Origin of the sequence: Duganella lactea, assembly GCF_009857505.1 — a bacterium.
Classification (GTDB): domain Bacteria; phylum Pseudomonadota; class Gammaproteobacteria; order Burkholderiales; family Burkholderiaceae_D; genus Rugamonas; species Rugamonas lactea.
In genome coordinates this window covers 1-20,328 of record NZ_WWCP01000007.1, presented here as the reverse complement: position 1 = coordinate 20,328, position 20,328 = coordinate 1, and the positions used below count along the sequence as shown (strand labels likewise).

Sequence of the window (20,328 nt, the reverse complement as noted above, 5' to 3'; positions counted from 1 at the left end):
GCGCCCTCAGCGCCCGCAATAGTAGCTATGTGATATGGTTGCACGAAATTTAGTTACCACCTTACAAGGTTTGACATGAAAATCCCGTTGCTACTGGCCACGCTGTGCAGCGCGCTGGTCCTGACTTCCGCTCCGGCGCAGGCCGCCGGCCAACTGGCGCGGCATATGACCGAGCTGAGCGGCACGCCGCAAACCAAGACCATGCGCGGCAAACTGCGCGGGCATGAAACGGCCGAGTACAGCATCCGCCTGCGTGCGGGGCAGTCGCTGGCGGTGACGTTGAAAACCAATCTGCGCGCCAATTGTTTCAACATCAGCGGCCCCGGCGACGCCGAAGCGCTGTTCGTCGGCTCGCGTGACGGCAACCGCTACCGCGCCAAGGTGGCGCGGGACGGCGACTACAAGATCAGCGTCTACCTGATGGAAAGTGCCGCGCGCAGCGCGCAGCGCGCCAGCTACAGCTTGAAGATCGACATCAGGGACAAGTAAGCCGCAATTTTTTGGAGGCGTGTAATGAAGGCACACTATTTCTGGCGGGGCGTAGCCATGGCCATGCTGACGGCGTTGGTCGCGGCCATGGCGCCTGCGATGGCGGCGGACCACCTGGCGCCACGCCAGCGCATGCTGTTCAACGATGGCTGGCGCTTTCATCTGGGCGACCCGGATGGCAATTCCGCCCCCTATCTGTACGACATTCGCCCCGACGTGCGGCAGTCGGCCGATGGCAAGCAGGCCGACGCCATGCCGGAAGAGGCGGTCCGCGCCGCGCGAGGCCAGGTCGCGTTGCTGAAGCCGTGGATCATGCCGACTGGTAATGCCTTCATCAAGGACCCGGCCAAGCGCTACACCCGTCCCGCCAACGGCCCGGCGCTTGTGGCGCCATTCGCCCAGGCCGGTTTTGACGATCACTCCTGGCGCAGTGTGCAACTGCCGCATGACTGGGCCATCGAAGGCCCGTTCCTCACCACCGGCCCGTATGGCGGCATGGGCCGCCTGAAAACCTGGGGCCCGGCCTGGTACCGCAAGACGCTGACGCTGACCGCCGCCGACCAGGGCAAATCGGTGTTCCTCGACATCGACGGCGCCATGGCCTATTCCAGTGTGTGGGTCAACGGCCAGTTGGCCGGCGGCTGGCCGTATGGCTACAACTCGTTCCGCATCGACCTGACGCCGTATGTGAAGGCCGGCGCCGACAACCAGATCGCCATCCGCCTCGACAACACCGCCGAATCGGCGCGCTGGTATCCGGGCGCCGGCCTGTACCGCAATGTCTGGCTGACCAAGACCGCGCCGCTGCACGTTGGCCACTGGGGCGTGCACATCACCACGCCGCAGGTCTCGCGCGCATCGGCGCAGGTGGCGTGGCAGGTGACGCTGGACAACGACGGCAACACCCCGGCCGAGGCCGAGCTGACCACGCAGCTGTACGCGCTGGACGATCACGGCGCCATCAGCGGCGCGGCGGTGGCCACCGTGGTCACGCCGCGCACGCCGGTGCCGCCGGGCGCCGGCGCCGTGCTCCATGGCGCCGCCACCATCGACAAGCCGCGTCTGTGGGGGCCGCTGCCGACGCAGCGGCCGCACCGCTATGTCGCCGTCACCACCGTGCGCAGCGGCGGCCGCGTGGTCGACAAGTACGAGACCAGGTTCGGCATCCGCTCCTTGCGCTTCGATCCGAATGCCGGCCTGTACGTCAACGACGAGCACATTCCGATCCGTGGCGTGAATAATCACCACGACCTCGGCGCGCTGGGGGCCGCCTTCAACCTGCGCGCCGCTGAACGCCAGCTGACGTTGCTTCAGGAGATGGGCGCCAACGCCATCCGCATGAGTCATAATCCGCCCGATCCGCAACTGCTGGAACTGACCGACCGCATGGGCATGGTCGTGGTGGACGAGGTGTTCGACTCGTGGGAGCGCAAGAAAACGCCGCTGGACTTCCATCTGATCTTCCCCGACTGGCATGAGCAGGACCTGCGCGCGATGCTGCGCCGCGACCGCAACCATCCGTCGGTGGTGATGTGGAGCGTGGGCAATGAGGTGGGCGAGCAGTACACCGGCGAGGCCGGCGCCGACATCGGCCGCAAGCTGGCCGCCATCGTGCATGAGGAGGATCCGACCCGGCCGACCACCAACGCCATGAACTGGGCCCAGGCCGACATGCCGCTGCCGACCACCGTCGATGTCATCAGCCTGAACTATCAGGGCACGGGCATCCGCACGTTGCCGGGCAAGTTCCCGATGTTCCGCGCGCGGTTTCCGGACAAGGTGATACTGCATAGCGAGAGCGCGTCGGCGGTGTCCAGCCGTGGCGAGTACCAGTTCCCGGTGCCGGGCGTGACCAGCGCGGCGGTGCGGCCCGGCATCGGCGGCGATCCGAAAACCATGCAGGTGAGCGCCTATGAATTGTTCGCGGCCGACTTCGGCAGTTCGGCCGACCGCGCCTTCGCGGCGCTGGACCAGAACCCGTACACCGCCGGCGAATTCGTCTGGACCGGCTTCGACTATCTGGGCGAGCCGACGCCGTACTACGGCGCGCGCAGCGCCTACACCGGCATCTTCGATCTGGCCGGTTTCAAGAAAGACCGTTACTACCTGTACAAATCGCGCTGGCGTCCGGAGGAAAAGACGCTGCACATCCTGCCGCACTGGACCTGGCCGGAGCGCGTGGGCGAGGTGACGCCGGTGCATGTGTTCACCTCGGGTGACGAGGCCGAGCTGTTCGTCAACGGCAAGTCGCAGGGCAGGCTGAAGAAGGCGCCCTACGCCTATCGCCTGCGCTGGGATTATGTGGTGTACGAGCCGGGCGAGATCAGCGTGGTGGCCTACAAGGATGGCAAGGAGTGGGCGCGCTCGTCGGTGAAGACCACCGGCGCGCCGGCGGCGCTGGAGGCCACGGCGGACCGGGGCGTCATCGCCGGCGACGGCAAGGATTTGTCCTTCATCAGCGTGCGCGTCACCGACCAGCTTGGCGCCACCGCGCCACGCGCCAGCAACCGCGTGCGTTTCACGGTGGAAGGTCCGGGCGAACTGGTGGCCACCGACAATGGCGACGCCACCAGCTTTGCATCGTTCCAGTCGCCGGAACGGGCCGCTTTCAACGGGCTGGCGCTGGGCATCGTGCGCGCCAAGCCGGGGACGGCGGGGGCGATCAAGGTGCGCGTGACGGCTGACGGCCTGCGGGATGCCGTTGTCATGGTGCATAGCACGGTGCAAGCGTCGCCTTGAGTTGGCCAACTTTAATACCTTTTTAATCATAATCCCTTTACAATTCAGGCTCTTTTGACCAAGGGGATTTTGATGGAAGAGTTGCTGGCCACCTTTATGGCGTGGTTCATACATCTGGACGCGCATCTGGCGCAGCTGATCGACCAACATGGCGACTGGGTCTACCTGATCCTGTTCCTGGTCATTTTCATCGAAACCGGCGTGGTGGTCATGCCGTTCCTGCCGGGCGATTCGCTGCTGTTCATCGCCGGCGCGCTGGCCGCCAAGGGCTTGCTGGACCCGATCACACTATGCGTGTTGCTGTTTATCGCCGCTGTTGCCGGCGACGCGCTCAATTTCAGCATCGGCGCCTGGTTCAAGAGCCGGGCGCTGGATACCAGCAGGATTCCATTCGTGAAGCAGGAGCACCTGGTCCATACGCAGAAATTCTTCGACAAGCATGGCGGCAAGACCATCATCCTGGCCCGTTTCGTGCCGATCGTCCGCACGCTGGCGCCGTTCGTCGCCGCGCTGGGTTCGATGCCGCGCAAGCTGTTCCTGGCCTATAACGTCAGTGGCGCCTTCCTGTGGATCGGCAGTCTGGTGTCGGCGGGCTACTTGTTCGGCAACATTCCCTGGATCAGCAAAAACCTGACCGCCGTGGTGATGGGCATTGTGGTGCTGTCTATTCTGCCGGCAATCGCCGGCTGGCTGCGCGCCCGCGCCACCGCCTGAACGCTAAGTCCGCAGCTTGCGCCCCAGCCGGCGCCAGCCGAGGACGATGCCCGTCAGGCTCATCACCACGCCGCCCAGGCTGAACAGGATCAGCACGCCGTCCCACAAGGGGCGGCGCTCCACCAGCGGCAACCAATCCCAGCTGTGCAGCAGCGAGAACAGCCAGCGGCTCCAGCGCTGCAGCCGGTCGCAGCGGGTGACCACCAGGCCGGTGTGCGGATCGAGATAGATCCAGCTCGCCTGCGCATCCGCAAACGCCAGACGCAACACCGGCAGCGGCTTGACGCTGGTGCTGGTCATGCTGTGTTCATCGCGGCTGTAGTAATAAAAATCGTAGGCCGACAGCGTTTCAACCTCCAGCAGCGGCGCGGGCAGCAGGCCGCGCGCGGCGCTCACCAGTGCCTGCCGGTCGATGCCGACCGGTTGCGCGTTGCGGCCATCGAGCAGCAACGGCTTGCCGCTGGGCGGCTGAGCCAGCACCACGGTCTTGCCCAGCACCCGTATCCAGCGCAGTTCGCGCACGTCACCGCCGGCGGCGGACAGCAGCGCGGCCGGCGTGGCATCCAGCGCGGACGGTTGCAGCGCGCCTTGCTCGATGGCCGTCATGCGCAACTGCGAGGCGTTGCTGGTGAAGATACGCCACGGATTCATCGACATCAGGCCGCTGAACACCCAGGTGGTCGCCACCACCGCGAACAACAGGCCGCCGATATGGTGCCAGCGCATCAGGGCGCCGGGGTAGGGCGAGCGGCTGCCGTTGCGGTACGGTTGCGAAAAACGCCAGCGCTGGATGCCGACCGTGGCGCCGGCCAGCACCATGACCGTGCCGGCGATCGCCGACCAGTTGATGATGTCGGCCCAGTAGCGGTCGAACAGGCCGCCACGGAACGGGTACAGCCAGTGTATCCAGGCGCCGGCGTAATTCCACAGGCGCTCGCTGCGCGACGCGTCGCGTACCACTTCGCCGGTGCGGGCGGAGATGTACAGCAGCGTGTGCGCCTGATCGTCGAGCTGCACGCGGTGTAGCGGACGATAGCGGTCCATGCTGCGTGGATGCGTGAACGCGTCCTCGTCGATCATGTCCAGATAATGCACGCCGACGCCGGGCCCGGCATAGGCGGCCGCGCTGGCGACGGCGCGTTGCGCGTCCGTCACCAGCGCGCGCCGTCCGGTGCGCGCATCGATCACGATGGTCGACTGGCTGGCGGTCGGTCGCACCAGGTAGACCGGCGCGCCGGCGCTGGCGACCGCCAGCCGCAGCTCGGCGAACGGACCGCTGACGCTGGCCCGCGCCAGCGCCTGTTGCGGCCCGAGCAGCGGCGCGCCGGCCGGCAGCGGCGGCAGATGGTGCAGCCGCTCGGCCTCGGTCAGCTTCGGGTAGCCGACGTACATCATCACCATGCCGGAGCAAAACCACATCGCGAAGAACAGGCACAGCACGATGCCCAGCCAGCGATGGCCCAGGAACAGCCAGCGCTTCATGCTCACAGGCTCAGGTTGGCCGAGACATAGACGGCGCGGCCATCGCCCGGCGCGTGGCGGGTCTGGTCGTTCAGCCAGACGTACTCGTAGTAGCGGTTGGCGAGGTTTTTCACTTGCAGCTCCAGCGTCCACTGGCGCGACAGCCGGTAGCTGGCGCTGGCGTTCAGCAGCGTGTAGGCGCCATATTTGTTGCCGGTGTTGGCGGTGGTCAGGTAGTAATCCCCCTGGCCGTTGGCCCAGGCCGACAGCTTGAGCGCCGGCGTCGCCTGCAGTTCATAACCGGCCGAGTACAGGCGCCCGGGCAGGTGATCGATCTGCTTGCCCAGCGTGGCCGGCGCCGCCGGATCGGGCCGGGTGATGCGCGAGCGCTGCCACGAATAGCCGAGCCACGCCGACGCATTGTCGCCGGCGCGCAGATTGAACTGCAGGTCGGCACCCTCGCGGCGCGTGCTGCCGACATTCTCCGAGCCACCGGCCGGATCGTTGAGGCGGCGCTTGACCTCGTCCGAGGCGTCCTGACGCCACAGCGCGACGCGGCCGTTGAGCCAATCGACCGGGGTGAACTTGACGCCGCTTTCCCAACCCTCGTTGATCGACGGACGCAGCGCGCTGTTGGTGCTCTGATATGCCGCCGCGCCGGCGCCGACCTGGAAGGTCTTGCCCCAGTTGGCATAGATGCTGGCGGCGTCGCTGGGCGAGTAGACCGCGCTGAACTTGGGCTGCTTGATCAGGCCGTAGTCCTGGATGCCGTAGTGCACATTGCGCGCGCGGTCGTCGAAGTCGCCCTCGATCTTGTCGACGCGGTAGCCGGGAATCAGCTTGACGCCGGGCAGCGGTTGCAGCACCGCCTGAACGTAGGCGCCGTAGGTGTCGAAGCGGAAGTGCTGGTCGCGCGTGGTGCTCACGCGCACCTGATCCACCGTGTTGTAGCGGGGGCTGGCGTCGTGCTGATGCTCGGCGTTGACGCCGGCCTCGATGGCGGCGCCGGGCAGGCGATAGGTCAGGCTGGCCAACAGGCCTGCGTGGGTTTCATCGATCACGCGTTCCTGCTGCGAGGTGATGCTGGAGTAGCGCAGCCAGCGCTGATCCTGCACCGCGTTGCGGTAAAGCTTGGCCGCCAGCGACAGCTGGTCGCTGAGCTGATGGTCGAGGTGCAGGCTGAGCTGGGTCATCTCGCGGTTGCCGCCGGTGGCGCGCGCGTAGGCGTAGGAGGAGGTCGGGTCATTCCGCGCATCCCTGGCTTCGAGATAACCGGGCTCGTCGCCGTTGCTCTCGGTATGCCGCACGATCAGGCCCGAGCGGGTGCGGCCGTCGTCGCTGGTGTAGAACCATTTGCCGCCGACGGTCAGCTTGTCGAACTCGCTGTTGTCGCGGTAGCCGTTGGACTTGCTGTAGCCGACGAAATAGTTTTGCGTCCAGTGCTTGTTCTCGATGCCCTGCGCCACTTGCACCTGGCGGGTGGCGAAGCTGCCGTAGCCGAAGCGCACCTCGGTGTCGTTGCCGCCGAGGCGGGTGTTGACGTTGACGTTGCCGGCAATATTGTGCAGGCCGTAGCGCGGGTCGTTGGTGCCGCGCACCACCTCGATGCTGTTGATTTCAAGCGGAAACAGCATGTCGAGGAAGGGCATGCCGCCGCCGTTGTCGTTGCTGGGGATGCCGTCGATCAGCAGTTTGACGGCGTTGACCTCGCCTTCGCCATTAAAGCCGCGGAAGGACAGCTTGCCCGATTCGTTACCTTGGCGGAATTGCGTCAGCATGACGCCCGGCGCGCGCGCCAGCAGTTCCCACGTGTGCTGCGCCTGCTGATCCTGGATCAGCTCCGGGCCCAGGATATCGACCGAACTGAGCACGCTGCGCGCCGCCATCGGTCCGCTGCGTTGCGCGGTGATTTCCACGCGACCCAGCACCAGCGCCGCGTCGTCGGTATTTTCCTCGGCCATGCCGAATGGCGCGACGCCCAGCAACGCCGGCAGCAACGCCGCCCGCGCCAATATTTTTGCAGATGAAGACATTTGAAACTTCCTTGTAGAGATTCCTGCGGCGCAAGCGAACGCTGGCACCGCCATGTAAAAACGGCGGGAATGGACTCAGGAAGTGGCGGGTGGCCCGCGCGGCTTGGCGGCGGCCCACGAGAACAGCGGCGTCGGCGCCTGGTGGAACAGGGTCGGGTAGAGGTCGTGTCCGCCGATGACGGCAAAGCTGAAGGCCGCGGGCGGCGTCAGCGCCTGCGGGCTGGCGTGGGCGGCACAGTAAGGACACTTCTCCATGTGCTGCATGAGATCGGTCTGCTTGGGCGCGCCGTCATCCGGCAACTGCACCCGCTTGATGCCGTTGGCGCCGCACAGCTCCAGCCATTGCGGCGGCTGGCCCTTGGCCGTCATCGCATGCGAAACCGCCGGCGCGAGCGCGCCGAACAGGATGGCCAGCAAGGCGATCCAGGCGACAAGTACGCGGCGATGCAGGATGGAGGACATTGCGCTATTGTAAAGCAGCTTGGGATTTCGTGCGTTTATCACCCTGCCATCCCCCTGCCGGCCGGATTGCCAGCGCCGTTTTAATGCGCTGTTAATGATCGTTGGCGGACAATCGGGGTTTTACAAGCCCTTGTCCGATCATGAACCGCGATCTGCCATTACCCGAAGTGTCGATAGTCATTCCTGTCTATAACGAAGAGGCCGGTTTGCCGGCCTTGTTCACGCGTCTGTATCCGGCCTTGGAGCGGCTCAACACCTCTTACGAAGTCATTTTCGTCAATGACGGCAGCCGTGACCGCTCGGCCGGCATGCTCGCCGAACAGTTCCGGCTGCGGCCGGATGTGACGCGCGTGGTGCTGTTCAACGGTAACTACGGGCAGCACATGGCGATTCTGGCCGGCTTCGAGGCGGCCAGGGGCGACATCATGGTGACGCTGGACGCCGACCTGCAAAACCCGCCGGAGGAAATCGGCGTGCTGGTGGAAAAGATGCGCGAGGGGCACGACTACGTCGGTTCGATCCGCCGCAAGCGCCAGGACGCCGCCTGGCGCACCTGGGCCTCCAAGGCGATGAACCGGGTCCGCGAAAAGATCACCAACATTCAGATCACCGACCAGGGTAATATGTTGCGCGCCTATGGCCGCAATGTGGTCGACCTGATCAACCGCTGCGGCGAGGTCAACACCTTCGTGCCGGCGCTGGCCTACCGCTTCGCCCGCCATCCCGCCGAGGTGGTGGTGGCGCATGAGGAGCGGGCGGCCGGGGAGTCGAAGTATTCGCTGTACAGCCTGATTCGCCTGAACTTCGATCTGGTCACCGGTTTCTCGCTGGTGCCGTTGCAGTTCTATTCGATGCTGGGCATGCTGATGTCGCTGGCCTCGGCCGTGCTGGTGGTGCTGCTGCTGGCGCGCCGGTTGTTCCTGGGCGCCGAGGCGGAGGGCGTGTTCACGCTGTTCGCCGTGACGTTCTTCCTGATGGGCATTATTCTGTTCGGCATCGGCCTGCTGGGCGAATACATCGGCCGCATCTATCAGCAGGTGCGCGCCCGTCCGCGCTACGTGGTGCAGGCCATACTGGAGCGGTCCGAACTGAGCAAGACGCCGCTGGACTGACGCGCACGCCTGTGTGGCGACCGGGTAGCGCAGTTATAATCATTGCTGCTCAACACGGAAGGCGCTACTTTGAACAGGGACTTGTCATCGCTCAGCCGCGCGGCATTGGAAGAATTGCTGGCCCTTGGCCGGTTGCAGCGTCACGCGTTGTTCGAGGCGATTGATGACGGCTTCTGCATCATTCAGTTCATCGACGGCCCGCACGGGCCGCTCAGCGACTATCTGCACATCGAGGCCAATTCCGGCTACCAGCGCCACACCGGCATCGGCGACATCGTCGGCAAGCGCCTGCGCGAAATCGAGCCGGACAATGCCCAGACCTGGCTCGACCTCTACGGCAAGGTGCTGCGCACCGGCGAGACGCTGCGTTTTGAGCAGGAATTCCAGGCCGTCGGCCGTCACATCGAGGTGTCCGCCACCCGCCTGGGGCCGGTGGAAATGGGGCAGGTGTCGGTGCTGTTCCGCGACATCACCGCGCGTAAGCGGACCGAGGCGGCGCTGCGGGAAAACGTGCAGCGCGTGCAGCTGGCGATGGCGGCCGGCGCCATCATCGGCACCTGGGTGTGGGATGTGCCGTCGGACCGGTTCAGCATCGACGAGGGGTTTGCCGCCGCTTTCGGTTTTGCGCCGGCCCGCGCGCAGACCGGTCTGACTTTGCCGGACGTGATCGAGCGCGTGCACCCGGACGACCGCGCCGGCTTGATGGCGGCGATCACGGCGGCGCTGAGCCGTGGCGGCGCCTACGCCCACCAGTACCGCACCCGGCGCCGCGACGGCAATTATTGCTGGCTGGAGGCCAATGGCCGCGTCGAGCTGACGGCCGATGGCCAGCCCGGCTCTTTCCCCGGTGTGCTGATCGATATCGAAGGCAAGCGCGCGCTTGAGGCCGAGCGCGACCGTGCGCTGGCGGCGCTGCGGGCACTCAACGACACGCTGGAACAGCGGGTCGAGCAACGCACCGCCGCCTTGCTCAAAGCCGAGGACGCGTTGCGCCAGGCACAGAAAATGGAGGCGGTCGGCCAGCTGACCGGCGGCTTGGCGCACGACTTCAACAACATTCTGGCCGGCATCGGCGGCAGCCTGGAGCTGATGAAGATCCGTATGGCGCAAGGCCGCATGGGCGATCTGGAACGCCACGTCAGCGGCGCGCAATCGGCGGTGCGGCGCGCGGCGGCGCTGACCCAGCGCCTGCTGGCCTTCTCGCGCCGGCAAACGCTCGACCCCAAACCGTCCAACCTGAACCGCATCGTCGGCGGCATGCAAGAGCTGATCTGCCGCAGCGTGGGACCGTCGATCGCCGTCGAGACCGTCGCCACCGGCAGCCTGTGGAATACCTTTGTCGATATCGGCCAGATCGAGAACGCGCTGCTTAATCTGTGCCTCAACGCGCGCGATGCGATGAGCGATGGCGGCAAGCTGACCATCGCCACCGCCAACCGCACGCTGGATCAGCAGGCGGCGGCGTCGCACGGTGTCGCCGCCGGCGACTATGTGGCGCTGTCGGTCAGCGATACCGGCGCCGGCATGACGCCCGAGGTGCTGGCGCGCGCCTTCGAACCGTTCTTCACCACCAAGCCTGCCGGCCAAGGTACCGGGCTGGGGCTGTCGATGGTGTACGGCTTTGCCGGCCAGTCCGGCGGCACGGTGCGCATCGATTCCGCTCCCGGTCGGGGTGCCACGGTGTCGTTGCTGCTGCCGCGCCACGCCGGCGCTGCTGAAAGTGACGACACCGCGCCGGCCACGCCGTCAGCGGCGCCGGCGCTGTGGCGCAAGAAAATCCTGGTAGTGGACGACGAGCCACTGGTGCGGCTGGTCGCGGTCGAGGTGCTGGCCGATCTTGGCTATGATGTGGTCGAGGCGGAAGATGGCGCCGGCGCGCTGGTCGTGCTGGGCGCGCATCCGGACATCGATCTGCTGGTCACCGATGTCGGGCTGCCGAACGGCATGAATGGCCGCCAGTTGGCCGACGCTGTCCGCGCGCGCTGCCCGGACATGCCCGTGTTGTTCGTGACCGGCTATGCCGAGCACGCCGTGCTCAATCACGGCCACCTGGCGCCGGGCACGCAGGTGCTGACCAAGCCGTTCACCGCCGATGGGCTGGACAGGCGGGTGCGGCAGTTGCTGGGGCAGTTGCCGGGGCAGTTGCCGGGGCAGGACCGGGCCGCGCCCTGACCACGCCTCAGGCCGCGTGTGCGCCGTGCTCCGGCGTGACTGGGGCTTCCTGGCGCGTGGCCAGCACCTTGTCGATGCGCAGGCCGTCCAGATCCACCACCTCGAAGTCCCAGCCTTGCCAGTGGCAGCGGTCGCTGGTGCGCGGAATGTCGCCCAGCAGTAGCATCACCATGCCGCTCAGCGTGTTGTAGCGGCCGCGTTCCTCTTCCGGCACGTCGCGCAGTGCCAGGCGATCCTTCAGTTCGGGAATCGGAATCAGGCCGTCCAGCAGCCATGAACCGTCGTGGCGCTGCACCGCCCATGCCTCCTCCGGATGTGGCGTCTTGAACTCGCCGGTGATGGCTTCCATCACGTCCTGCAGCGTGACGATGCCCAGCACCTCGCCGTACTCGTCGACGATGAACGCCAGCTGCGCGCCGGACTGCTTGAAGTGTTCCAGCAATTCCATGCCGGTCAGGGTTTCCGGCACAAACACCGGCTCTTCCAGTTGCACCGACAGGTCGAGCGGGCTGCCGTTGAGCGTTTGCATCAGCATCTGGCGCGCGCTGGCCACGCCCAGCACCTGGCGCCAGCCGCCGCGCAGCACCGGGAAGCGCGAGTGCGTGCTGGCGTTGAAGCGGCCCAGGTTGACGGACGGGTCTTCATCGACGTCGAAGTAGATGATGTCGCGGCGCGGGATCATGAACGAGGCGATCTGGCGGTCGTCCAGGCGGAACACATTGCGCACCATCTGGTGCTCCTGCTCCTCGATAACGCCGGAATCCGAACCTTCCTCCAGCATCAGGTGCAGTTCTTCCTCGGTCATGGCTTGCGGGCCGGTGTTGCGCACGCCGAGCAGGCGCAGCACCAGTTGGGTCGAGGCCGACAGCAGGCGCACGAACGGGCGGGCGATCAGGGCCAGCAGTTGCATTGGGCGGGCGATCAGGCGCGCCAGCGGCTCCGGATTGAGCTGCGCCAGACGCTTGGGCACCAGCTCGCCAAGCACGATGGAGAAATAGGTCAGGATCACCACGATGGACGCGGTGGCGGCGTTGTCGGCCCATTTTTCGGGCACGCCGTGGGACAGCATCCACTCGCCGAATGGCCGGGCCAGCGTGGCTTCACCGACGATACCATTGAGCACACCAATCGAGGTGATGCCGATCTGGATGGTGGACAGGAACTTGGTGGGATCTTCGCCCAGTTGCAGGGCGGCGGCGGCGTTGCGGTCGCCGCTGTCGGCCTGCTTGGTCAGCTTGGCCTTGCGGGCCGTCATCAGCGCGATTTCGGCCATCGCAAACAGGCCGTTCAATAAAATCAATCCCAGTAGTATGGCAATTTCCATGTGGGTGGCGCACCGGCGCAATGTGAGAAAGCCGCTATTTTATGCCAGAGTCGTTAAGTCTTTGTTTTTTGTCCACGCCGGCGCCCTGGCGCGGCTGGTCGGCCACCGGCACGCCGAAGTCCGGCGTGCCGTCCACGCGCCACTGGATCGGTTGCGCGCGGGTGTTGCGGTTGGGGTCGTGCAGCGGATCGCCCTGGATATCGCGGTAATTGCGCGCGTGGTAGAGCAGAATGTCCGTCTTGCCGTCCGGCGTGGTGGTGAAGGCGTTGTGCCCCGGACCGTACTGGCCGTTTTCGGCGCTGCTGACAAACACCGGCGTCGGCGACTTTTTCCATGATGCCGGATTCATCAGGTCGGCACCGGCGTCGGCCGTCAGCAAGCCCATCGCGTAATTGGCGTCGGTCTTGCTGGCGGAATAGGTCATGAACACACGGCCATGTTTGACCAGCGCCGCCGGCGCCTCGTTGACATCGAAGCCGATCTTTTCCCACGCCAGTTCGGGCTGGCTGAGCATGACGGCCGGGCCGGTGATCGACAGCGGCGTATCCATCTTCGCCAGATAAATCGCGGTCAGCTGCTTGTCGAGCGCCGGCGGACGCTGGGTCCAGGCCAGATAGCGCTGCTTGCCGACGATGAAGGTGGTGGCGTCCAGCGAGAAGGTTTCCCAGCCGGTTTTCAGCTGGCCGCGCTCGATCCATTCTCCCTGAAATGGATTGGCCGACGCGTTCTCCAGCACATACAGCCGGATCTCCCACGGTTTCTCCGCCTGGCCGGCGGTAAAGTACACATACCACTTGCCGTCGATGTGATGAATCTCCGGCGCCCAGATATGCGCGCCCATCGGCCCGGTGGCGTGCTGGCGCCAGATGGTTTTGACCTCGGCCCGGCCCAGATCGTTCAGGTCTTTGGCGCGCCGCAGTTCGATGCGGTCATACTCCGGCACGGTGGCGGTGAAGTAGTAATAGCCGTCGCTATGCAGCGTCACATGCGGATCGGCGCGTTGCGGCACCAGCGGATTGTGCAGTACCGGCGCCGCCGGCGCGTTCGACATCAACAGGATTGCGGCCAGCGTCAAAGCCAAGCGTTTCATTCATCGTCTCCGTGGTATTTTTCCGCAGATGATGGGACGAAACCGCTTGCGCATCCAATCACTTTTTTGTGTGGACCGATACTTTATTGGCATCCGTTGGCTGGTCTAGCGCGCCGCATAGTAGGCCGCCAGCTCGGCGATCTCGGCATCGGTGAGCTGGCGCGCGACGTTGCGCATCTGCTGATTGAGGTCGTTGCGCCGGGCGCCGTTGCGGAAGGCGTGCAGCTGGTTGCGGATGTAGGCTTCCGGCTCGCCGTCCAGGATCGGCGTGGCTGTTTGCTGGGCGTAGCCGCCGTGGCAGCTGGCGCAGGCGCCGATGTTGCGCATCGGCGCGCCGTTGCTGACCAGTTGCGGCGGTGTGCGCCCGGCGGCGCCCGGCTCGCGCTCGTGCGGCAGGTAGGCGTAGTAGGCCGCCAGGTCGCGCATGTCGCGGTCGCTCAGCGGCGTCACCATCGGCTGCATGATGGCGCTGACGCGGTGGCCGGACTGATAGTCGCGCAGCTGCTTGTAGATGGCGCCTTCGATCTGCCCGGCCAGGTTGGGCGAGTTGGCTTCGCTGACGCCGCGAATGCCGTGGCACATGGTGCAGCGCATCGCCAGCGTGGCGCCGCGGCCGATCGATTCGGCGTTGGCCGGCCGCATCATGGTGGCGCTGACGATGACGTTGCTGGGCCGCGCCGCCGCGTCGTCGCCCAGCGCGCTCGATGTGGCGCCGCCGGCAACGCCAGCGGCGCTGCAGATGGCGTCCCACAGGGACAGCCCGGCCTGACGATTATTGGCCAACGGCACCCAGATGAAGCCGACCGCCGCCGCCACCAGCGCCGTCGCCAGCACGATGACGACGCTGTAGCGCGTCCAGCGGTTTTTCAGGGAAAGGACGGAAGGTTCTTGCATGGCATCACCTGATCGGAACGGCCGGCACGGCGGTATTCGGGGTGTTGAGCAACTGCGCGATCGGGAAGCCGTAGTTGATCAGGCTCAGGCCGATCATCAGCGCGAGCCACAGTGCAAAGCCGTTCAGCGCCGCCGGAATGCGCGCGGTCGCATGCACCGGCGCGCTGAAGCGGAACGGCGGCAGCTCGATGTGCGCGGCGCGGTGGCCGCGCCACAGTATCCACAGGAACAGCACGCCGGACGCCAGCAACAGCAGCCCGCCGCTGAAGGTGATGATGACCGACACCGCCATCGGCGCCAGATCGGCGGCGCTGTAGTCGTAGTAGGCCATGCGGCGCGGCATGCCGAGGATGCCGACCCAGTGCCACGGCAGCGTCACCACCATCATGCCGATGAACCACAGCCACAGCTGCACGCGCATCAGCTGCCAGCAATCGAGCGCGCGGCCGGTGAGGTGCGGCCACAGGTCGTAGGCGACGGCGAAATACATGATGACGATGGCGCCGCCGAAGATCAGGTGGAAGTGGCCGGTGATCCACTGCGTGTTGTGGATGGCGAAGTCGAGCTGATAGCTCATGTTGATCAGCCCGCCGGCGCCGCCGAAGCCCAGCATGATGAACGACAGCGCCACCGCCAGCATCAGCGGATTTTTCCACGGTAGCCTGGCGATCCAGGCGAAGCGGCCGGCGCCGCCGCGCAGCCGTCCGGCAATCTCGACAGAGGCGCAGATGGTGAAGATGGTCAGCAGCGTCGGCACCGAGACCATGGCGGTGAACACCGCGTGCAGGAACTTGACGCCGCTGCCGACCTGCGGGTCCTGGAACAGGTGGTGCACGCCGATCGGCATCGAGAACACCAGGAACAGGACGAAGGAGATGCGCGCCATGGCGTCACTGTAGAGCCGGCCGCCGATGGCGCGCGGCACCAGCGTGTAGAAGGCGATATACGCCGGCATCAGCCAGAAGTAGACGATGGCGTGCAGCGTCCACGAGAAAAACACGCGCGCCAGGCCGGCGTCGATGGTGCTCTTGAAGCCCAGCGCCACCGGCAGGATCAGGAACAGGATTTCAATCGCCGCGCCGACCGAGGTCCAGGCCCACAGATAGGCGCCGGCGTTGTTGGCGAACATCGCCAGCGGCACCGTCTCGCCGGGGTGATTGCGGCGCCAGACGCGCAGATTGACCGCCATCAGCGCCACCCAGATCCACGAGCCGACCACCACCAGCACCACGCCGATGTAGTAAAAGGCATTGCCGATCAGCGGCGGGTAGAAGGTGTACAGCACCGAGGCCTTGCCCAGCGCCACCGGCACCATCGCCACCACCGTGCCGACCACCACCAGCGCGAAGCCGGCCCAGGCCCACTTCAGGCCGACCAGCGTCTGCTTCAGCGCCAGTTCGACGATGGCGTAGCCGAAGCCCATCGCCACCAGCGTCGGGAACACATAGCCCATGGCCGAGCCGTGCGCGGTGACGGAGCGGTAATACAGTTCGGGATTGCCCAGCCAGTTGGACAGCGGGCTGCGGATGAACATCTGCCATTCGCCCAGCAGCAGCGCCAGGAAGAAGGCCAGGAAGGCCAGCCAGAAATGGGCCAGCACCAGGCGCCGGTTAGGAACGTTCAGCACAGCTCAGCCTCCGTTTCGATTGCGCCTGGCGGGCGAAGGTTTCCTTGTCGACCACCTTCACGTGGGCCCACATGGCGGCATGGCCGACGCCGCAGAACTCATGGCAGGGCATGGTGTGCTCGCCGGTTTCGCGGAAGCGCGCGCGGAAGGTCGACACATAGCCCGGCACCAGGTTGACGTTGATGTTGGTGTGGGTGACGCTGAAGCCGTGCACCACGTCGGCGCTGGTGGCGCGGATGGTGACCGGCGTATCGACCGGCACCAGTACGCATTGCGGCGAGAACGAATACTGGTTGCCGACCAGCCGCACGGTGACGCTGCCGTCGGCCTCGGCGGCGCTGCCGAGATTGGCCTCGACAAATTCACCGGCCAGGTGCAGCGTGCCGGGATTGACGGTTTCCATGCGCTGTGGCGGCATGGTGATCCAGTGCAGGCTCATGTAGGCCATCATGCACAGCAGCGTGGCGATGACGATGCCCACCACCCACGCCCAGCGCGTTTCCGCCCGCTCGGCAACGTGGGCGGCGGTCTGTTGGTCATTCATCTAGGCACCTCCGCGCGCGACAAACACCAGGAAGTAGAAGGCGAACCAGATCAGCATGACGACCGCCAGCGCCACGCCGGCCAGCGCGAACGCGCCGCCCGGCCCGCGCGCCACGATGGCGTCCACACGCTGCTGATTGGCCGCCTCGGTTTCCACCGGCGTATCGGGTTCCACGATCATGGCAGTCCTCCTATTCAAGCAGCGCGCTGCGCAGCTGGTTGACTTGCTGCGGCGTGACCGGCGTGGCGCCGTTGCCCCAGGCATTGCGGATGTAGGTGGCCACCGCCGCCACCTGCGCATCGTTCAGGTCCTGCGCGAACGGCGGCATGCCGTAGGGCATCGGGTTCTTGCGCGTGCCCGGCGGATAGCCGCCGTTGAGGATCATGCGCACCGGATTCACGGACGAACTCATCAGGATCGACTGGTTGGCCGCCAGCGGCGGGAAGTGCGGCGGCATGCCGCGTCCGTCCGCCGCGTGGCAAGTGGCGCAGTGCGCCTCGTAGATGCGCTGGCCTTCGGCGAACTGCTGCTGCACGTCGTTGGTCAGCGGCGCCGGCGGTGGCGCGGGCGGGTCGTCGCCCGGCAGGCTCTTCAAGTAGACCGCCATCGCCTTGACGTCGGCGTCGCTCAGGTATTGCAGGCTGTTGAAGGTCACCTCCGCCATCGGCCCGTAGACCGTACCGCGATGCGAGACGCCGGTTTGCAGCAGATCCATGATGTCCTGCAGCGCCCAGTTGCCGAGGCCGGCCTCGCGGTTGGAGGTCAGCGACGGCGCGTACCAGTTCTGCATCGGAATCAGGCCGCCCTGGAAAGCCTTGGCCTCGGCCGAACCGCCCAGCGCGTTGATCGGCGAATGGCACATCGCGCAGTGGCCCAGACCCTGCACCAGATAGGCGCCGCGATTCCATTCCACCGACTGCTGTGGATTGGTCTTGTATTCGCCCTCCTGGAAATACAGCGTGCGCCAGCCGATCAGCAGGCTGCGATTGTTGTACGGGAAGCGCAGCTCATGCTCGCGGTTGACCTTGTGCACCGCCGGCACCGACATCAGGTAAGCGAAGATGGCGTCCGAATCCTCGCGCGTGACCTTGGTGTAGGAGGCGAACGGCATCGCCGGGTAGAGCAGCTTGCCGTCCGGCGAACGGCCAGTGTGCAGCATGTCGTAGAACTGCGCCGGCGTCCACTTGCCGATGCCGGTGTCCTTGTCCGGCGTGATGTTGGGCGCGTAGAGGTTGCCGAACGGCGTAGGCATGGCGCGGTTGCCGGAGAAAATGGCCTGGCCCGGCACCGTGTGACAGGCGATGCAATCGCCGGCCTGCGCCAGGTATTTGCCGCGCTCGATCTGCGCGATGTTGACGGTGGTCTCGGGCGCCGACGCGCCACGCTGCATCAGCCACCAAGCGGCGCCGGCCAGCACCAGCAGGATTAGCAAGAGGGCGAGCAGAATGCGCTTGATCATGGCTTGGCCCCCGCCGCCAGATGCGGACTCTGGCTGCCGCAGCCCATCGGCAATGGGGTATTGGCGGCGGCCGGCTTGTCGTTGGCCGGCACCGGCAGCGTGGCCAGGTAGGAAGACACGGCAGCCACTTCAGGCTCCGACAGCGTGGAGGCGATCAGTTGCATGCAGTCCGGCGCCAGCGCGGTGCGGGTGCCGTAGCGCCAGGCGCCGAGCTGGGCGCTGACATAATCGGTGCGCAGGCCGAGCAGGCCGGGGATGCCCGGTTCGCGGCCGGTCAGCGTGGCGCCGTGACAGGTGGTACAGGCGGGAATTTTCTTGTCCGGCAGGCCCTTGGTGACGATCTGCTGGCCCTGGGCGATGATGGCCGGCGGCGCGGACGGGGCCGCAATGGGGATCGGATCGGGACTCTGGGCGGCGAAGTAATCGGCCATCTGCTTCAGGTAGGCCGGCGGCAGATAGGCCAGCAGATAATTCATCGGCGCATAGCGGCGGCGGCCTTCCTGGAACGCGATCAGCTGGTTGTACAGATAGCCGGACGGCTTGCCTGCCAGGCGCGGGAAATAGACATTGGCGACGCCACGGCCCTTGTCGCCATGACAGCCGACGCAAGCCAAAGTACGCGCCTCCATCGTATCGGGCGCGCGCTGCGGAGGAGGGGGGCTGGCTTCCTGCTGCGCGTAAGCGCGACAGGCAAGCGTACTCAAAACCAATAAAGCCGATAAGCTGCGGGATGAGACCATGCCGTCTCCTCTGGAGTGCTGCATAGATGGGTGCTAATCGATGCCTATATTACAATGTTAAATGGCGAAATGGGTGGGCGCTCCGTTACATAGCTGAAGCGGTGTTGTTAATCTGGAACGGTCTGTCCACGACATGCGTGCTTCCGCGTGCAGTGAATAAGCGCATAATCTCCGCATGAAATGCGGAGATTACATCTGGCGGGACGGCCGTGGCCACGGTGGCGTTTTGACCTGGCGGCCTTGTCCACGCCCATGGCGGAAGTCAGCCATGCCCATGGTTTTCTGTTAGGCAGGATGGCCGATGTCGGCATGCCGCTGCGTGACCAGGTCAGCCTCGCCGCATTGACGGACGATGCGGTGAAGACCAGTGAGATAGAAGGCCAGAGCCTGAATGTGCAGTCGGTACGTTCGTCCATCGCGCGCCGGCTTGGGTTGGACATCGGCGCACTGGCACCGGTGGATCGCCACGTCGACGGCGTGGTGGGCATGGTGCTGGACGCCACCGGCAATTGCCAGGCACCATTGACCCGCGAACGTCTGTTCGGCTGGCATGCCGCACTGTTCCCGACGGGGTACTCCGGTCTCACGCGCATCCGTGTCGGCGGCTGGCGTGACGATGCGACCGCTCCAATGCAAGTCGTATCCGGCCCGGTGGGGCGGCAGCGCCTGCATTTTGAAGCGCCGCCCGCATCGCAACTGGACAAGGAGATGAGCCGCTTGCTTGAGTGGATCGAGACGCCAACCGACGAGCCGCTATTCGTTAAAGCAGGCCTGGCGCATCTGTGGTTCCTCACCATCCATCCATTCGATGACGGCAACGGCAGGATCGCCCGCGCCATCGGCGACCTGTTGCTGGCCCGTGCCGACGGCGGCCGCCAGCGTTTCTAGAGCATTTCCGCGCAGATCCAACGCGAACGCAAAGCCTACTACGCTATTCTTGAACGCACGCAGAAGGGCACCATGGACGTGACAGCATGGTTATTAATGGTTCCTCGACGTGCTGCACCACGCCATCAACCAAGCCCACGCCAGCCTTGACACCGTGTTGACCAAGGCCTGATTCTGGCGTGACTGCTCCGGTATCGCCCTAAACGAGCGCCAAATCAAACTTCTCAACAGATTACTGGACGGCATGGACGGCAAGCTGAGCAGCGCCAAATGGGCCGCCATCGCCAAATGCTCTCCCGACACCGCGCTCCGCGACATCAACGATCTGCTCAAGCAAGGTTTACTACGCAAAACCACCGCCGGCGGTCGTAGCACCGGTTATGAATTAACTCGTCGGGAAGCTCTGTGAGTCCGCTTGCGCCCCAAAGCGGAAGTTGACGAATCTAAGATTTCTGGGGGCCTCGAAAAACCGGCCCGGCCGTGGCATGATGTCAGCGCATCAACCTTGACGACTCTGCCATGATGAAACCCAACCTTTTTGCTGCGCAGGAGCGCGAAGCCAAGCTGACGAAGCTGGGCG

16 protein-coding genes and 1 pseudogene are annotated in these 20,328 nt (G+C 65.5%); 6 read left to right on the top strand and 11 right to left on the bottom strand.

Annotated elements, in window-relative coordinates:
• Positions 1 to 75: 75 nt before the first annotated feature.
• The 3 genes from GTP44_RS08385 to GTP44_RS08375 all read left to right on the top strand — a co-directional run bounded on the left by GTP44_RS08385 (position 76) and on the right by GTP44_RS08375 (position 3,942).
• Positions 76 to 489: a hypothetical protein gene (locus GTP44_RS08385; RefSeq protein WP_161019087.1), complete on the top strand. Its 414-nt coding sequence runs from the start codon at positions 76 to 78 to the stop codon at positions 487 to 489.
• 24 nt (positions 490 to 513) lie between these two features.
• Entirely contained in the window at positions 514 to 3,228 is a 2,715-nt protein-coding gene (gene galB / locus GTP44_RS08380; protein ID WP_202424028.1) for a beta-galactosidase GalB, read from the top strand.
• A 72-nt stretch (positions 3,229 to 3,300) separates the two neighbouring features.
• Positions 3,301 to 3,942: a VTT domain-containing protein gene (locus tag GTP44_RS08375; protein WP_202412636.1), complete on the top strand. Its 642-nt coding sequence runs from the start codon at positions 3,301 to 3,303 to the stop codon at positions 3,940 to 3,942.
• A gap of 3 nt (positions 3,943 to 3,945) precedes the next feature.
• Here GTP44_RS08375 and GTP44_RS08370 read toward each other — a convergent pair whose 3' ends face one another.
• The 3 genes from GTP44_RS08370 to GTP44_RS08360 all read right to left on the bottom strand — a co-directional run bounded on the left by GTP44_RS08370 (position 3,946) and on the right by GTP44_RS08360 (position 7,898).
• Positions 3,946 to 5,424: a PepSY domain-containing protein gene (locus GTP44_RS08370; protein ID WP_161019086.1), complete on the bottom strand. Its 1,479-nt coding sequence runs from the start codon at positions 5,422 to 5,424 to the stop codon at positions 3,946 to 3,948.
• 2 nt (positions 5,425 to 5,426) lie between these two features.
• Positions 5,427 to 7,436, bottom strand: a complete 2,010-nt coding sequence (locus tag GTP44_RS08365) for a TonB-dependent receptor (protein ID WP_161019085.1) — start codon at positions 7,434 to 7,436, stop codon at positions 5,427 to 5,429.
• Positions 7,437 to 7,511: 75 nt separating this feature from the next.
• On the bottom strand, positions 7,512 to 7,898 hold the full coding sequence (locus GTP44_RS08360; protein ID WP_161019084.1) for a DUF2946 domain-containing protein: 387 nt from the start codon (positions 7,896 to 7,898) through the stop codon (positions 7,512 to 7,514).
• A gap of 140 nt (positions 7,899 to 8,038) precedes the next feature.
• Between GTP44_RS08360 and GTP44_RS08355 the strand changes: the two genes are divergently transcribed.
• Both GTP44_RS08355 and GTP44_RS08350 read left to right on the top strand, forming a co-directional pair.
• A complete protein-coding gene (locus tag GTP44_RS08355; RefSeq protein ID WP_160988719.1) occupies positions 8,039 to 9,010 on the top strand; it encodes a glycosyltransferase in 972 nt (323 codons plus the stop codon).
• 81 nt (positions 9,011 to 9,091) lie between these two features.
• Entirely contained in the window at positions 9,092 to 11,182 is a 2,091-nt protein-coding gene (locus GTP44_RS08350; protein WP_371867180.1) for an ATP-binding protein, read from the top strand.
• A gap of 7 nt (positions 11,183 to 11,189) precedes the next feature.
• Here GTP44_RS08350 and GTP44_RS08345 read toward each other — a convergent pair whose 3' ends face one another.
• The 8 genes from GTP44_RS08345 to GTP44_RS08310 all read right to left on the bottom strand — a co-directional run bounded on the left by GTP44_RS08345 (position 11,190) and on the right by GTP44_RS08310 (position 18,860).
• The gene (locus GTP44_RS08345; protein WP_161019082.1) at positions 11,190 to 12,506 is read right to left on the bottom strand and encodes a hemolysin family protein; all 1,317 of its coding nucleotides are present in this window, start codon (positions 12,504 to 12,506) and stop codon (positions 11,190 to 11,192) included.
• A 34-nt stretch (positions 12,507 to 12,540) separates the two neighbouring features.
• The gene (locus GTP44_RS08340) at positions 12,541 to 13,596 is read right to left on the bottom strand and encodes a glycoside hydrolase family 43 protein (RefSeq protein ID WP_161019081.1); all 1,056 of its coding nucleotides are present in this window, start codon (positions 13,594 to 13,596) and stop codon (positions 12,541 to 12,543) included.
• 105 nt (positions 13,597 to 13,701) lie between these two features.
• Positions 13,702 to 14,490, bottom strand: a complete 789-nt coding sequence (locus GTP44_RS08335) for a c-type cytochrome (protein WP_161019080.1) — start codon at positions 14,488 to 14,490, stop codon at positions 13,702 to 13,704.
• A 4-nt stretch (positions 14,491 to 14,494) separates the two neighbouring features.
• The gene (locus tag GTP44_RS08330; protein ID WP_161019079.1) at positions 14,495 to 16,117 is read right to left on the bottom strand and encodes a cbb3-type cytochrome c oxidase subunit I; all 1,623 of its coding nucleotides are present in this window, start codon (positions 16,115 to 16,117) and stop codon (positions 14,495 to 14,497) included.
• On the bottom strand, positions 16,101 to 16,661 hold the full coding sequence (locus GTP44_RS08325; protein ID WP_161019078.1) for a cupredoxin domain-containing protein: 561 nt from the start codon (positions 16,659 to 16,661) through the stop codon (positions 16,101 to 16,103). The genes GTP44_RS08330 and GTP44_RS08325 overlap by 17 nt, the downstream gene beginning before the upstream one ends.
• Positions 16,662 to 16,841, bottom strand: a complete 180-nt coding sequence (locus tag GTP44_RS08320; protein ID WP_161019077.1) for a hypothetical protein — start codon at positions 16,839 to 16,841, stop codon at positions 16,662 to 16,664. It lies immediately after the preceding gene.
• Positions 16,842 to 16,851: 10 nt separating this feature from the next.
• Positions 16,852 to 18,051, bottom strand: a complete 1,200-nt coding sequence (locus tag GTP44_RS08315) for a c-type cytochrome (RefSeq protein ID WP_371867185.1) — start codon at positions 18,049 to 18,051, stop codon at positions 16,852 to 16,854.
• Positions 18,052 to 18,116: 65 nt separating this feature from the next.
• Positions 18,117 to 18,860, bottom strand: coding sequence for a c-type cytochrome (locus GTP44_RS08310; protein ID WP_161019075.1), 744 nt, complete (start codon positions 18,858 to 18,860; stop codon positions 18,117 to 18,119).
• A gap of 175 nt (positions 18,861 to 19,035) precedes the next feature.
• On the opposite strand from GTP44_RS08310, the pseudogene GTP44_RS08305 reads away from it, so the two are divergent.
• A pseudogene (locus GTP44_RS08305) lies at positions 19,036 to 20,157 on the top strand (Fic family protein).
• The last annotated feature ends 171 nt before the right edge of the window (positions 20,158 to 20,328 follow it).